Consider the following 15,343-nt stretch of genomic DNA (forward strand, 5'->3'; position numbering starts at 1 on the left):
AACCTTTTTCTGAAAGTATAGTGCGGAATGATTCCGGCAGGTTGCGGATTTTTTTTCGTGTAAATGATATTATTATAAAAAATATTTGTATTTTTGTAATTGGAAATGGTTCCGGGCGGTTCGCCGCCACGGATGAAAAGGGAATCCGGTGAGAATCCGGGACAGTACCCGCTGCTGTAAGTCCCCTCAAGGTTGCCGCAACCTGCCACTGGTGTAATGCTGGGAAGGCGCGACGACTGGGACGAGTCAGAAGACCTGCCATGACCGGAAAAGGATTTACACCCGCGGGAGAAAATCGGGTTGCGATCAGATACGGAATGCCGTAGGAGTCATTCTCATATTTGAAGACAAACATAATCCCGTTCGTGTAAACCTGCGCGAACGGGATTTTTTGTGTTTGTTAAAAATATGTTTTATTAAAAAACAAGTAAGCTATGAAAAGAAATTTACGCTTTCTGGCGGGAGCTTTCCTGTTGACGGCAACCGCCCTGTTCACCGGCTGTAATTCAGACGATGACTTTTTGATGAATCCTCAAACTGATTCAGTAACTCCCGAAACCCGAGCCAACTTTAATGATGATGGCACTACAACCATTACATTCGATGACTTCGATGAAACATTCATGGCGGTTTCGCCTAAAGCAGAGAACTACTACACGCTTTATGGATATACTGCAGAGAACCAAATCAGGGAAATATACGATCCCGATTTTGTGTTTGTCTCCGACATGAATACTGTAACCAATTCTTATGGAGCGTATACTGAATTTTCCAGTGGTGCCATTGCGTTGTCGAAATACAATTATCGTTCTGATTCTGCTGCCGGCAAGACTTCTGGAACTAATTGGTGGTATACTTGGGAGAATCAATGTAGTGTCTATAATACAGCATCCACAGATGGGGCCAATACAGGGGCAGGTCACAGCGGTTCCAATTTTGCTGTTGTATACGGCTACTCTGATTTCGGAAATACGGAGTGGATGGCCAAACCTGAATTCTATTTTGACTCCCCTCGCAAATTCAAGGGTTTATGGTATTGTAACACAGCATATACCTATGGTGTGATTATAAATGGTAATCAGTTCGGAACATCGGGTGTTGCAACACCGTTGAGTAATCTGAAAGATTCTGACGGCAACAATATAGGATATTTCCAAGTCAACATCGAATGTTATGACGTAGATGGAAATTTGATCACCACTGTATCGAAATTGTTGGCCGACTACCGATATGATAAACCAACAGTGTCCCCCGTAACTACATGGACATATTGGGATATTAATGTAGCGGATGTGCAAAGTGTAAAATTCAATTTTGAAGGATCTGATGTCGATCCTATATATGGACTCAATACTCCGGCGTATCTTTGTATAGACGACGTTACAATAGAATAACAATTTAATATAGTTTGGCATAGAACTGATTTCAGTTCTATGCCTTTTTTATTATGAAGGCTTTCATATTTAGTATTCTTGTACTTTTGTTTTTTATTACAAGCTGTAATAAGAACGATGTAATTACTGAAGCAATAAAACAAGCTCCTATAATTGAACTCGATAGTGAGACTGGCATTTACACTATCAAAGTTGGGCGTGAACTGACAATTGCCCCGACATATAAATATGCGAATAATGCACTTTATGCATGGACAGTAGATGGAAAACTTCTTTCATCTGAATCAATATTGAAGTATACATGGAATCAGGAACAACATCTATATATCAAATTGCGAGTTGATACACCAGAGGGTTATGCGGAAGAAGAGTTAAAAGTAGAAGTATTGGAGTTAACTCCACCTACAATTTCAATCATAATCCCCTCTAAAGGATTAAAAGTGCCTCAAAACACGGATTATATTTTATCTCCAGATATTCAACATGACGATCTTGAAAATTTTAGAATTGAATGGGTACGCGATGGAGAAATCGTCGGAACAGAAAAAGCATATACGTTTCACGAAAAAGAACTCGGTACATATTCGATAACAATCCGGGCATCCAATATAGACGGAGAAACAATCCGTGATTTCGACGTAGAAGTTGTGGAAACAATGCCTTATTCCGTACGGTTTCCGACACCATCCTATACACAAACTTCTACGGATCGTTATACTTTTGCAGGGCGTCCTGTATATTTGCGGCCTTTGCTGGAATATTTCGATTATCCACAGTATCAATGGCAGGTCAATGGAAAAATTATGGAAGCCGCTACCGACAGGGTTTTTAAATTCACGCCGACGACTCCTGGAGAATATTTCGTTGCTGTTACTGTTACAGAAAAAATGCCCAACACACAGCCACTTTCACGTAACATAACACGTAGTAATACTTCAATTACAACGACAGTTAAGGTTATTTGTGAAGAAAAAACGGAACAAGAACGCTATCGGCAAGCGACAGCGACAAGTTCAGGTATTTGGGATAAGGTTTATGAATTCATTCCTGCTCCCGGACAGTTTATTAATGAGTTATCCCAAAATACCGGATTTATAGGAAATGAAACGACGCCCCAACAAGCCATAGAGTATGCAACGAAACGATTGAACAAAAAAGCGCATGTTTCACTGGGATCTTTCGGTGGTTATATCATCATCGGTTTTGACCATAGTATTGCTCCGAGTGGCCGAGAATACGATTTTGCAATACAAGGAAATGCTTTTAACAGTTCGAGCGGTGGCTCAAATGAGCCGGGCATTGTTTGGGTAATGCAAGATATAAATGGCAATGGCCAGCCAGACGATGAATGGTATGAATTAAAAGGATCTGAAACCGGCATCGATGGTACAATACAAGACTACGAAGTAACTTACTATAGACCTGCACCCAGAGCACATACTCCGTGGGTAGATAGTGAAGGTAATTCAGGTTCTGTCGATATGAATGCATACCATGGCCAAGAATATTATTATCCCAATTGGATTAAAGAAGATAGCTATACATTATATGGGACGCGTCTGACTCCTCGCAACAATCAAGATCCCGTTACAGGATATTGGGCGAATAACGCTTATGAGTGGGGGTATGTGGATAATATGGGTTCAGATAATCTGGTAGGAGGAAATGTCATTGATGGTAGCGGTCAGCGCAACGGATTCAAAATAGCCAATGCAATATATCATGACGGGACTCCAGTAAAATTGCAATATATAGACTTTATCAAAGTTCAGTGTGGAGTATTATCGAAAAGTGGTTGGCTTGGAGAGATATCCACAGAAGTATTTTCATTTGAAGACTTATCAATAACTAATAATCAATAATATGAGACAGTTTTGGCTTTTACTATTCATTGCCCCATTTCTTTTTTTATCATGTTCAGAAGATAATCAGACTCCAGAAAGTCCTGCTGATGCCGATGACAATTTTATCACATCAGTCGTGATGACTGTGGCAAGTCAATCCTATACAGCGGAAATAATTGACAATATAATTACCATAACAGTTCCATATACTGTTTCGTTAAATAATGCTCAAGTCGAATTCAAATACACATCCTCGGCAACAATTATTCCCGATCCGGCAAGCATTACTGACTGGGATACGGAACGAACGTTTCGTGTAACCTCTTACAATGGAGAAGCGAATGATTATACATATAAAGTCATTAAAGACGAGATTCGCTATGAAGGGGATGTGGAATTGAAGACAACAGCGGATGTTACGGCTTTCATTGATACGGACGTAACGGTTATCAAAGGTGATTTGATTATCGGGTCGGATGCTGAGGATGCAGAAGAATTGTCGGATATCGCCGCATTAAAAATATTGAAGGAAGTCGAAGGAAACATCATCATTCGGAAAAGTTATGTTGGACAAGATCTTACGGGACTTGATAATATCACTTCAATTGGAGGTTTGCAAATAGGAACTGAAACTGCCTTTGCGACCAACAGTAAATTGCAGATGGTCAGTATGAGATCTTTGCAGCATATTACTGGCGACATCGTTGTCTGCAACAATCAAGTAGCATATGTGCAATTCGACAACCTTGAAACGATTGATGGAAATATAATATTCAGGACTTCATCTCTACAAAGTTTTGAATTCCCTAAATTAACCACTGTCGTAAAGGATTTTGATCTCCAGTGTCTGACAAGTGACGGAGAACCAGGAGGAGAAATCACATCTTTGAGAATTCCTGAATTGACAAAAGTAAACGGTCGCTTAGGGGTTAATAATTTAGGCAAAATGATTTCTTTGGAATTTCCGAAATTACAAGAAGTTGGAAGTGTGGATTTTGCTTCTATACCGATTCCGTTGGAGACCCTTTCATTGCCGGAATTATCGGTAGTAAACGGCGACCTTAATCTCGTTTCCAGTTATATTGCGTCCGATGCTTTTACATCTACGGGAAATAATAAATTACAAGAAATAGATGGACTGTCTAACTTGTCGATTGTTAAAGGCACATTGACAATATCTAAATTCCAAGTCTTGAAAAAATTGCCGGATTGGAGTAAATTAGAACAACTCGGAGGACTGACCTTGCTGCGTTTATTGGAGTGTTCTGATCGAATTTTAGATTTGAGCAAAGTAAATTTTGTACCTTTTGAGGATAACGAACCTTTAATTTCTATTACAGACGGGACTATATTCTCAAAAATTATCACAAAAGAGGATATGTCGCAAGTTAGCATGTTTCTAGCTCCGAGCGGTATTACCGGTTCAAGTGTTGGAATAGATCCAGAATTGAATTTTAAGAGTATTAAGAATTTTAAGTATTCTAGCAATATGACAACAGATCCTGTATTCCAATTTGAACGAGTTTACGGGAATATGGAAATTATAAGAGGTTCAAAAAAAGGCGTTTCAGCCCCTAACTTGGTAAGTGTAGATGGATATTTAAGCATCGAAACTACAATGGCAAACAATATCTCGTTCCCGAAATTGGAAATTGTCGGAGGTCAGTTATGTATTATCGGTAATCTGAACGCTGTTTCTAACTATGATTATGATTTTACGAATTTAAAGTCAGTCGGTTGTTCAAGCAATCCTCAATATATCAAAGAAGGGGTGATTAATAATATTTTATATGGTTCTTTAGATTTTATGGCATCAAATAAAGATTTTACATTTCCGTCATTGGAACATGTCGGGGGTGTTGGTATGACTGTTCGTGCCGTAAAAACTATTTCATGCCCCAAATTGCAGGCCATTGATGGAACACTTTGTGCTGCAAATGCAGCATCGCTTACGACTTTCAATATGCCAACTTTAACAAAACTCTCAGGAGTTCGATTTATCCGGTTGACACGGTTTGTTGATTATACGTTCTTCAAATCTTTTGTAGAAGAAGAGCAAATCAAGAAAGAAGACTGGCTTGTAACCAATTGCGGTTATAACCCCACCTACGAGGATATGCAAACCGGTCGCTATACCCAGCAGTAACACCCATTATTTTACAAGGGAACAGGGTACTGGCCAAAAGACCGGTACTCTTTCCCGTTTATAACAAGCCAATGAAACATCTGATACGACATATCATTCTTCTATGCGGGTTGCCGCTGTTGCTGGCGGGCTGCATGGAGTGGGACTACGGAGATGCGGTGGAAGATTTCAACGCTACCGGAGCCGGGTTGTTCATCACCAACGAGGGCAACTTCCAGTACGGCAATGCCACGTTGTCGTACTACGACCCCGAAACCCAACAGGTGCAGAATGAAGTGTTCTTCCGTGCCAACGGCATGAAGCTGGGCGACGTGGCGCAATCGATGTGCATCCACGACAATAAGGGCTGGGTCGTGGTGAACAATTCCCACGTGATTTTCGCCATCGACCTCAATACGTTCAAAGAGGTGGGCCGTATCACGAACCTGACTTCGCCGCGCTATATCCATTTCCTCAGCGACGAGAAAGCCTATGTCACCCAATTGTGGGACAACCGCATCTTCATCATCAACCCCAAGAAATATGAAATCACCGGTTACATCCAGGTGCCGGACATGACGATGGAAAGCGGCTCCACGGAGCAGATGGTGCAGTATGGCAAATATGTCTATTGCAACTGCTGGTCGTACCAAAACCGCATCATCAAGATCGATACCGAAACGGATCAGGTGGTAGAAGAACTGAAAGTCGGCATCCAGCCCACCTCGCTGGTAATGGACAAGAACCACAAGATGTGGACGATCACCGACGGTGGGTACGAGGGTTCGCCCTACGGCTACGAAGCCCCGTCTCTCTACCGCATCGATGCCGAGACGTTCACCGTAGAGAAGCAGTTCAAGTTCAAGATGGGCGACTGGCCTTCGGAGGTGCAGCTCAACGGTACGGGCGACAAGCTCTACTGGATCAACAAGGACATATGGTCGATGGACGTGGATGCGGAACGTGTTCCCGTGCGCCCGTTCCTCGAATACAGCGGTACGATTTATTACGGCCTGACCGTCGACCCCGTGCGTGGCGATGTCTACGTGGCCGATGCCATCGACTACCAGCAGCAGGGCATTGTCTACCGCTACTCGTCCGAAGGTGAACTGATCGATGAATTCTATGTCGGGATAATCCCCGGCGCATTTTGTTGGAAGTGATGGGCAGGATACGACACCTATACCATCTCATCTTCGTTACCAAAGGACGCAAGATGACGATTCCGACAACGGGAAAAGGATTGATGCTCGAGCGGATGACACGGATTTTTACAGGGAAAGGTTGCCGCGTACATGCCGCCAATGCCTTTCTCAACCACGTGCATGTACTTGTCGAGATTCCGAATTCCGGGGATTTCAGCAAGATCGTGAACAAGGTGAAAGGCGCCACGGGAACGGTATACCAGAAAACCCCGGAATATGCCGACTTCTCCGGTTGGGCTGCCGGATTCGACTCGTTCAGCGTGTCGTTCAGCGACCTTCACCGGCTCAGACGGCACATCGAGGAGCAGCATACAATCCATCAGGAGATCTCGTTCGAGGAAGAATACGGACAACTGCTTGAAGAGAATGGGTTCGACCCGCATCAAACGTCCGTGCCGGCATCCTCCACGGTACATTTTTCCGCGAATACCCACCCTAAAAACGGAATCAAATGATTTATACGAAATACATACTTTTCTCGCTACTGCTCGTCTGTCCGTCCGTATTGTCCGCGCAGGGAATCACACGACGCATCCACCAGATAGACGAGGTCACGGTGTGGGGCAAACGCCCGATGAAAGAAATCGGCGTGCAGAAGACGAAGTTCGACTCGCTCGCACTGAAAGAGAACATTGCCTTATCGATGGCCGACATTCTGACGTTCAATTCGTCCGTGTTCGTCAAGAGTTACGGACGCGCCACGCTCTCCACCGTTGCTTTCCGCGGCACGTCGCCCAGCCACACGCAGGTGACGTGGAACGGCATGCGCATCAACAATCCCATGCTGGGTATGACCGACTTTTCCACCATACCGTCCTACTTCATAGATCAGGCCTCGCTGCTTCATGGCACGTCGTCGGTGAATGAAACGGGCGGCGGACTCGGCGGACTTGTCAAACTCGGTACTACGCCGCAGGTCGGCGAGGGCTTCCATGCCCAATACGTGCAGGGCATCGGGTCGTTCCGCACGTTCGACGAGTTCGCCCGCTTCACCTACGGCAGCGACCGATGGCAGGTCTCGACCCGCGCGGTCTATTCGTCGTCGCCCAACGATTACAAGTACACCAACCACGACAAGAAGATAAATATCTACGACGAGGAGAAGAACATCATCGGACAGTATCATCCCAAGGAACGCAACCGATCGGGTTCGTTCAAGGACCTGCACCTGTTGCAGGAGGTATATTACAACACCCTGAAAGGCGACCGTTTCGGGTTGAACGCATGGTATATCAACTCCAACCGGGAACTGCCGATGCTCACGACCGATTACGGCGATGAGACCGCCTTCGAGAACCGCCAGCGGGAGCAGACGTTTCGTGGTGTCCTGTCATGGGACCATATCAAAGAGAAATGGAAAGTCGGCGTGAAAGGCGGTTATATCCATACGTGGATGGCCTACGACTACCGTCGTGAGGTGGCGCCGGACAACTGGGCCTCCATGACCCGTTCGCGGAGCAAGATAAACACGTTCTACGGACAGGCGGAAGCGGAATACTCGCCCGGCAGGAAATGGTTCTTCACCTCGAACGTATCCGTGTACCAGCATCTCGTGCGCAGCGAAGACAAGAACATCATCCTTCAGGATGGCAACAAAGCCGTCGTCGGATATGACAAGGGGCGTGTCGAGCTCTCCGGTTCTGTATCGGCCAAATGGCAGCCTGTCGAGCCGTTGGGCTTGTCGCTGGTCTTGCGCGAGGAGATGTCGGGCGACAAATGGGCTCCGCTCATCCCGGCATTCTTCATCGACGGACTGATTTCGCGCAAAGGGAACGTGATGGTGAAAGCCTCCGTATCGCGCAACTATCGTTTTCCGACTTTGAACGACCTCTACTTTCTGCCGGGCGGCAACCCCGACCTTAAAAACGAACACGGCTTCAGCTATGACGCCGGAGTGAGTTTCGATGTCGGCAAAAAGGGGGTATATAAACTGGGCGGCAGCGCAAGCTGGTTCGACTCCTACATCGACGACTGGATCATCTGGCTGCCGACGACCAAGGGGTTCTTCTCGCCGCGCAACGTGAAGAAAGTCCATGCCTACGGTGTCGAAGTGAAGGCCAACCTTGCCGTGCAGCCGGCAAAGGACTGGCTGATAGACCTGAACGGTTCCTATTCGTGGACCCCCTCCATCAACGAGGGCGAAAAGATGTCGCCCGCCGACCAGTCGGTGGGAAAACAACTGCCTTACGTGCCGGAGCACTCCGCCTCGCTGACAGGACGGCTGTCATGGCGGACGTGGGCGTTCCTCTACAAGTGGGCTTACTACTCGGAACGTTTCACCATGTCGAGCAACGATTACACGCTGACAGGCCACCTGCCCCGGTATTTCATGAGCAATATCTCACTGGAGAAAATGCTGTCGTTCAAACCGCTGGATGTACAGTTGAAACTTGCCGTCAATAACCTGTTCAACGAGGACTATCTCTCGGTGCTGTCGCGTCCTATGCCCGGCATCAACTTCGAGTTCTTCATCGGCATCACCCCGAAATTCGGGAAAAGCAGAAAATAATGTAAACGTAAATAAGGTAATGATATGAAAGTATTAAAGAATTTGAGCCTGATGGTGCTGCTTGCGCTGGCATTTGCAGGCTGTCGTGGCAAGAGTTCCCAACTTGCCGATTTCAACAAACAGCTTTACGCTCCCGAATATGCCTCGGGATTCAAGATTGAAAGAGCAGACGGCAGACAGAGCGTGCTGGTTTCCGTCATGAATCCGTGGCAGGGCGCGGATAGCGTCACCACCCGGTTGTTCATCTCCCGTAACGGGGAACCCGTTCCCGAGGGTTTCGACGGGCAGGTCCTCGAAGGGGATGCGCAGCGCATCGTGGCGATGTCCTCGACCCATATCGCCATGCTCGACGCCATCGGCGAGACGGCACGTGTGGTCGGCGTTTCGGGACTCGACTATATCTCCAATCCCGACATTCAGGCACGCCGCGACAGCATCGGCGACGTGGGTTACGAGGGAAATATCAATTATGAACTTCTGTTGTCGCTCGACCCTGACCTTGTGCTGCTTTTCGGCGTGAACGGGGCCAGTGCGATGGAGAGCAAACTCAAGGAGCTCGGCATCCCGTTCATGTATGTCGGCGATTATCTCGAAGAATCTCCGCTGGGCAAAGCCGAATGGCTGGTGGCGCTTTCGGAGGTCGTCGGGAAACGCGCGAAGGGCGAAAAGGTATTCGCGGATATTCCGATCCGATACAATGCGCTGAAACAGAAAGTGTCCGGTGCCGTTCTCGATGCCCCGTCGGTCATGCTCAATACGCCCTACGGCGATTCGTGGTTCATGCCCTCGACGGAAAACTATGCCGTGCGGCTGATTACCGACGCCGGAGGCGACTACATCTACAAGAAGAACACGGGCAACTCTTCGACGCCTATCGACTTGGAGGAGGCATACCTGCTCGCTTCGGAGGCCGATATGTGGCTGAACGTCGGCATGGCGAACACACTCGACGAACTGAAAGCCGCCTGCCCGAAGTTCGCCGATACCCGCTGCGTCCGAAACGGCTATGTCTATAACAACAACGCCCGCACCAATGCCGCCGGAGGCAACGACTACTACGAATCGGCCGTCGTGAATCCCGACCTTCTTCTGCGCGACCTCGTGAAGATATTCCACCCCGAGTTGGTCGAAGAAGATTTCGTATACTACAAACAACTGAAATAGATGCGTTCACGCCCCGTCATCCTGTTCACCGCGTTGTCCGTGCTTACGGTCGGCCTCTTCCTGTTGGATTTGGCTGTGGGCGCGGTTCGCATTCCCGTCGGCGACGTATGGGCGGCCCTGACGGGCGGCGACTGCCCGCGGACTACGGCGAAAATCGTACTGAACATACGGCTGATAAAGGCGGTTGTGGCTCTGCTGGCCGGGGCGGCGCTATCGGTCAGCGGCTTGCAGATGCAGACATTGTTCCGCAATCCGCTGGCCGGCCCCTACGTGCTGGGCATCAGCTCGGGTGCAAGCCTCGGCGTGGCGCTCGTGGTGCTGGCAGGCGTCGGCTCGTCGATAGGCATCGCCGGAGCGGCTTGGCTGGGTGCGGCCGTCGTGCTGCTCGTAATCGCTGCCGTCGGACACCGCATAAAGGACATTATGGTGATATTGATTTTGGGTATGATGTTCTCGTCAGGCGTGAGCGCTGTCGTGCAGATATTGCAATATCTGAGCAAAGAGGAGGCGTTAAAGGCGTTCGTCATCTGGACGATGGGGTCGCTCGGCGACGTGACGGTGCCGCAGCTCGCCATCCTCCTTCCGTCGGTCATCGTCGGGTTGCTGCTGGCCGTATGGACGATCAAACCGCTCAACCTCCTGCTCTTCGGCGAGGAATATGCCGTAACGATGGGACTGAATATCCGCCGTTCGCGCGGTCTGCTGTTTCTCTCGACGACGCTGCTGGCCGGCACGGTAACGGCTTTCTGCGGCCCGATCGGCTTCATCGGTCTTGCCATGCCTCACGTCGCGCGGATGCTCTTCCGCGAGGCCGACCACCGCGTGCTCCTGCCGGGAACCCTTCTCTCGGGGGCGGCGGTATTGCTTCTTTGCGATATCGTTTCCAAAATGTTCACTTTGCCCGTAAATGCCATTACCGCACTGCTGGGAATCCCGATAGTCGTATGGGTGGTTTTACGCAATAAATCGATGACGGTATGATAGAACTGTGCGATTTTTCCATAGGCTACGCAGAGAAGAGGCTTCTCGATAAGGTCGATGCCTCTTTCAAAAGAGGACAGCTGACTGCCCTTATTGGCAGGAACGGCACGGGGAAATCTACACTTCTCCGTGCCATAGCCGGACTGAATCATAATTATTGCGGTAAAATCCTGCTCGACGGACATTGTATCGCAAACATGAGAACTCCGGAGAAGGCAAGGCAACTGGCATTTGTCACGACCGAGCGCACACGCATCGCCAACCTGCGGTGCGAGGATGTCGTGGCTATCGGCCGCGCCCCTTACACCAACTGGATCGGCCGCATGCAGCCTCAAGATAGGGAAATCGTCATGCGGTCGCTCTCTTCGGTCGGAATGGAGGCGTATGCCGGCCGCACGATGGATAAGATGTCGGACGGTGAATGCCAGCGCATTATGATAGCCCGTGCTCTGGCTCAGGAAACGCCCGTCATCCTGTTGGACGAGCCGACCTCGTTTCTTGACATGCCCAACCGTTACGAATTGTGTTCCCTGCTCGCACGGTTAGCGCATGCTGAGGGCAAATGCATTCTGTTCTCCACTCACGAACTGGATATAGCCCTCTCGCTGAGTGACAGAATAGCCCTTATCGATACGCCCGTCCTTCACTGTCTGCCGACCTCCGAAATGATCCGCAGCGGGCATATCGAGCGGCTGTTCAACAATGCCGCCGTACAATTCGACCCCGTGAGCGGGATCGTGAAATCCATGCCAAGAGACTGACTTTCCTGTCGGGAAACACGTCAGACGCAATGAGGGTGTCCCAAAAAGTATTTGGCACCCTCGTATTCGTTGTAAGACATGTCGTTTATTTCGATACCTCGCACATCAGCACGCCTTTCCCCGTCACATCGGCTTTCGAGACCGTGATGGATTTTCCCGTGTAGGTCTTCACGACGGAAGTCCCGGCAGAGTTCCACAGTTTCCATGTATAGGTATAAGCTGTCCCGCCCGTGTCGATTTCCTCACCGCTCCTATATAACACGGCTTTGGCATCCACGTCATTGCCGTTGTTCTTGATGGTGAACCCCTTCTGGCTGACCAGATCAACCGTGATGGGGTCGGACATATCCGTGAAGGAGATGATGTCGCAGACGACCTTGTTCGCCGAGGCGTTGCCCGCCGAGGTGTCCGTATCCTTGATGGCGCACTTGAAGGTCTCGAAGTTGAGAACGGCATCTGCCGTAATCGTGATTTCGTTTGTCGTCCAGCCTGCCGTCACGCCCCGAGGATTGGTCGAGGTAAGGCATGCCCAGCCGGCACCCAGCATGGAGTTGTAGTAGGGACACGAAACGGCGGCTCCCGATGCGGCTGCGGCACTCAGTGCGGAGGTCAGCGTCACGACCTTCGTGGAGGCGTTGACTGCCGAAATGGTGTACTGTGCCGATCCTATGGTTATCCTGCCTCCCGCCTCCATGTTCATTACCGAAGCGACCGTTATGGTCGTGGCTCCGGCTGCCGCGGCAGCTGTCAGTGTCGTGCCCGCGAATACCGCCGAATCCTTGATGCCCCACGCGTAGGTGACGTTCGTCGTGTCGATAGAGGCTCCGCGCCACAGGTCGCAATGCGCCCTGAGCGTCGCCACCTCGTCGTTCTTGAATACGATGCCGTCGGGTGCATACGCCACGGCGGCGATCATCGCTCCGGCGTTCAGGTGCTGCGTGAACTGAATCTCCGCCCGGAACGGAATCTCCAGCCCGTTGGCGTCGATGTAAACCGCCTCGAAAGTATAACGCACTTGCGGAGCGGAAACGGTCATGTGGTTGGCTTTGACGGTAAGGGCATACTTGGCCGATGCCGCGCCGATGGTGCAGCTGTCCTGTCCGGAGACGATCGCCGTACCGTTCTTGTACCACTTGGCCGAGCCGCTCTTCACGCCTGCCGTAAGCGTCGCGGCATTGCCTACCGAGGTGATCTGGTCGGTCGCCGCCTGACCGCTGACGAAGAGCGAAGGGGTAAGTACCAGATAGGGAGAAGCCGCCCACGAAGGGGCATAGGCATTGTTGTCTCTGTTGTACACCTGTGTCAGGGGCTGCGAGGAGCCGATGAATGCCTGCAACGATACCGCGTCGTTCTGGTCGATGATGGTGACCTGCCCGCGGGCTACTTTTACTGCCATAATAGATTATCGGTTATTTGTTATTTCCACTTCGCAATCGAAAACGGCCTTGCGCCACACGTCCCCGCCGGTTATCTCTATCTCCCTGCCGTAACGCGGTGCGGCGTTCCATATCCTGTCACTCTCCGTATCGCGGCTCGTCCGTATCCAGCGGAAATTGCCGTCGGGAATGAGCGATGTAATCTCTTCACCGCCCCTGTACACCCTGGCACGGAGTACCGTCGAGACGATTCCGTTGCGGAATGTCGTGCCGTTTTCAGACTCCACATAAACAGTATAGGAGGGAGATCCGTCGTAAAGTTTGAAAAAGGTATGGGTCGCACTGATTTTTTCATTACGGTATGTTGCCGTGTAGCGGAGGGTCAGCACGTCGCGCCCTTCCCAGCCATGAAACGGGGGTGTCATTTCAAATACGGCGGCATTGCATCCGGCATCTTTCCATATGCCGTCAACGGCAAGGTATTCCCACTGCCGACTTTCCGGCTCGAAATTGTATTCGGTCGCCACAAGCGGGATATTCTCCGGCTCGCATGCGCCTGAAAGCTCGTCCTTGAAATGGAACGCCGTGCCGCCTGTCAGGGAGACGGAACGGGGCTTGAGCAGTTCCTGCGCCTCCTCATCGAGGTCTTCCCAGCGGATGGTCACATCGCGCAGTTCGATGGTATCCTTGCCCCACTTGAACCGTCCCGAGGCGAAATGGCCCGTCCCGTCCGGATGGATGACGAAAGAACCGTCCCGTGAAACGATCGAGCCGTCTTCGTTCAGCCGCAACAGGGGATTCTGTATGGTACCCCCGATACCTCCCTTATTGAACCAGGCACCGTAATCGTCCGTGTAGGACAAGGCTTCATCGGTCGCCTGATAGGGGGTCACGTTCCTTCCGGCCTCCAATTGAGGGGCGGACAACGACAGGGGGACGGAAGCGGCAATGCCGAGACACATGACGGGGGAATCTGACCCGCGTATGAGGAACGGGACATTATAACGGACCCATCCTTTACCGGCAGCCACCGTCCGATCACCGACAAGATGTTCATCCTGATAGAACCGGATGGCTGCCGTATCTTCCGCTTTTATCCAGACTGAGAAACAATAACAGACTCCTGTATGAGCCTCCCGCCAGGCGGCACTTTGCGCACCAAGAAGACTGTCTCCGGCTATCCGTACACACCGCCCGAGTCCGGCGGGAGATGTTTCATCCAGCTCTTCCGAATGGCTGAACCGGCAGGACAGGCTGTCGGGTATGACATTCTTGTGGATTTTGCCCACATAAAACGTGCTTGAAAAACCGTTCTCGTCTCCCGCGGTAAGCGTGCCGGCTATATTGACATTGCGTGTGGCATAGAGATTCTGGAAATAGGCCCCGTAACCATCCAACATGCCGAAGACCGGATCGATGATGCCGCTGACCTTTCCCACACGGGCCTTGCTCGCCTCGCTGAAAGCGGATACGGAGGCAAGACGAACAATGTTCAGGTCGGCGACCTCGCACCAGTCCCCCTCGGAGGCCAGGCTTGATGTCAGGTCAAGAAACAGGCTCCGGCTGTACTGTGCCGGGTAATCCACGGTGATGACCCATAACTTGTACTTCCATTCCCGGCCGATGGAGATTTCATCTTCCGCATCCGTCTTTTCACGGTTCGTATAGCCGAATCGGATCGGTACGGAACCTGATGTTTTGGAAGACCTGACCTTGAACGATACCAGCAGGCGCTCCGGGTATCCGACCGGTTCTTCCAATGTCAGCATCAGCCCGAAGGAAGCGTTTCCTGCCGGTTCCGCGTTGCGGATAATGCGGACAATGCGTGTCGCTTCCGAATCGGCATCCAGATATTCCGTTTGCAGCATGCTGCCATAAACGGCGTACCTGGACTTGTCCGGCACTCCCGCCATGCCTCCGTCCATGACGGGATAGCACAGGGAGCGTTCGGTCGCCATGCCGTCGATGACATCCATATAGGGTG

At 50.3% G+C, this 15,343-nt stretch carries 12 protein-coding genes and 1 riboswitch; of the genes, 9 read left to right on the plus strand and 3 right to left on the minus strand.

What is annotated here, in order from left to right:
- Positions 1–89: 89 nt before the first annotated feature.
- Positions 90–278: riboswitch (cobalamin riboswitch) on the plus strand.
- Between the two features lie 156 nt (positions 279–434).
- From DXD68_RS10005 to DXD68_RS10045, 9 genes are all read left to right on the plus strand, one after another.
- Complete coding sequence (locus DXD68_RS10005; protein WP_004293580.1) at positions 435–1,394, plus strand: DUF4465 domain-containing protein; 960 nt, start codon at positions 435–437, stop codon at positions 1,392–1,394.
- Between the two features lie 53 nt (positions 1,395–1,447).
- A complete protein-coding gene (locus tag DXD68_RS10010; RefSeq protein ID WP_087393864.1) occupies positions 1,448–3,256 on the plus strand; it encodes a PKD-like domain-containing protein in 1,809 nt (602 codons plus the stop codon).
- Between the two features lies 1 nt (position 3,257).
- Positions 3,258–5,384: a hypothetical protein gene (locus DXD68_RS10015; protein ID WP_122361472.1), complete on the plus strand. Its 2,127-nt coding sequence runs from the start codon at positions 3,258–3,260 to the stop codon at positions 5,382–5,384.
- A gap of 71 nt (positions 5,385–5,455) precedes the next feature.
- Complete coding sequence (locus DXD68_RS10020) at positions 5,456–6,526, plus strand: glutaminyl-peptide cyclotransferase (RefSeq protein WP_004293583.1); 1,071 nt, start codon at positions 5,456–5,458, stop codon at positions 6,524–6,526.
- Positions 6,526–7,023 (plus strand): transposase, encoded by a 498-nt coding sequence (locus DXD68_RS10025; protein WP_004303978.1) that lies wholly within the window; start codon positions 6,526–6,528, stop codon positions 7,021–7,023. The genes DXD68_RS10020 and DXD68_RS10025 overlap by 1 nt, the downstream gene beginning before the upstream one ends.
- A complete protein-coding gene (locus tag DXD68_RS10030) occupies positions 7,020–9,077 on the plus strand; it encodes a TonB-dependent receptor (RefSeq protein ID WP_004293585.1) in 2,058 nt (685 codons plus the stop codon). Before DXD68_RS10025 ends, DXD68_RS10030 begins: the two co-directional genes overlap by 4 nt.
- Positions 9,078–9,101: 24 nt before the next feature.
- Positions 9,102–10,241 (plus strand): ABC transporter substrate-binding protein, encoded by a 1,140-nt coding sequence (locus DXD68_RS10035; RefSeq protein ID WP_004293586.1) that lies wholly within the window; start codon positions 9,102–9,104, stop codon positions 10,239–10,241.
- On the plus strand, positions 10,242–11,222 hold the full coding sequence (locus DXD68_RS10040) for a FecCD family ABC transporter permease (RefSeq protein WP_004293587.1): 981 nt from the start codon (positions 10,242–10,244) through the stop codon (positions 11,220–11,222). It begins immediately after the preceding gene.
- On the plus strand, positions 11,219–11,983 hold the full coding sequence (locus DXD68_RS10045; protein ID WP_004293588.1) for an ABC transporter ATP-binding protein: 765 nt from the start codon (positions 11,219–11,221) through the stop codon (positions 11,981–11,983). Before DXD68_RS10040 ends, DXD68_RS10045 begins: the two co-directional genes overlap by 4 nt.
- A gap of 85 nt (positions 11,984–12,068) precedes the next feature.
- Here DXD68_RS10045 and DXD68_RS10050 read toward each other — a convergent pair whose 3' ends face one another.
- From DXD68_RS10050 to DXD68_RS24485, 3 genes are all read right to left on the minus strand, one after another.
- Positions 12,069–13,379: a hypothetical protein gene (locus DXD68_RS10050; RefSeq protein WP_118158624.1), complete on the minus strand. Its 1,311-nt coding sequence runs from the start codon at positions 13,377–13,379 to the stop codon at positions 12,069–12,071.
- Positions 13,380–13,385: 6 nt separating this feature from the next.
- Entirely contained in the window at positions 13,386–14,798 is a 1,413-nt protein-coding gene (locus DXD68_RS24480; protein WP_229119251.1) for a hypothetical protein, read from the minus strand.
- 329 nt (positions 14,799–15,127) lie between these two features.
- Entirely contained in the window at positions 15,128–15,331 is a 204-nt protein-coding gene (locus DXD68_RS24485) for a hypothetical protein (RefSeq protein ID WP_229032691.1), read from the minus strand.
- Positions 15,332–15,343 lie beyond the last annotated feature (12 nt).

It is taken from the genome of Parabacteroides sp. TM07-1AC, assembly GCF_003480915.1.
Taxonomy (GTDB): domain Bacteria; phylum Bacteroidota; class Bacteroidia; order Bacteroidales; family Tannerellaceae; genus Parabacteroides; species Parabacteroides chongii.

Bases quoted from the DNA above. Each gene is read 5' to 3' on its own strand.
- DXD68_RS10005 (WP_004293580.1), top strand. From the start codon at position 435: ATGAAAAGAAATTTACGCTTTCTGGCGGGAGCTTTCCTGTTGACGGCA.
- DXD68_RS10010 (WP_087393864.1), top strand. From the start codon at position 1,448: ATGAAGGCTTTCATATTTAGTATTCTTGTACTTTTGTTTTTTATTACA.
- DXD68_RS10015 (WP_122361472.1), top strand. From the start codon at position 3,258: ATGAGACAGTTTTGGCTTTTACTATTCATTGCCCCATTTCTTTTTTTA.
- DXD68_RS10020 (WP_004293583.1), top strand. From the start codon at position 5,456: ATGAAACATCTGATACGACATATCATTCTTCTATGCGGGTTGCCGCTG.
- DXD68_RS10025 (WP_004303978.1), top strand. From the start codon at position 6,526: ATGGGCAGGATACGACACCTATACCATCTCATCTTCGTTACCAAAGGA.
- DXD68_RS10030 (WP_004293585.1), top strand. From the start codon at position 7,020: ATGATTTATACGAAATACATACTTTTCTCGCTACTGCTCGTCTGTCCG.
- DXD68_RS10035 (WP_004293586.1), top strand. From the start codon at position 9,102: ATGAAAGTATTAAAGAATTTGAGCCTGATGGTGCTGCTTGCGCTGGCA.
- DXD68_RS10040 (WP_004293587.1), top strand. From the start codon at position 10,242: ATGCGTTCACGCCCCGTCATCCTGTTCACCGCGTTGTCCGTGCTTACG.
- DXD68_RS10045 (WP_004293588.1), top strand. From the start codon at position 11,219: ATGATAGAACTGTGCGATTTTTCCATAGGCTACGCAGAGAAGAGGCTT.
- DXD68_RS10050 (WP_118158624.1), bottom strand. From the start codon at position 13,379: ATGGCAGTAAAAGTAGCCCGCGGGCAGGTCACCATCATCGACCAGAAC.
- DXD68_RS24485 (WP_229032691.1), bottom strand. From the start codon at position 15,331: ATGTCATCGACGGCATGGCGACCGAACGCTCCCTGTGCTATCCCGTCA.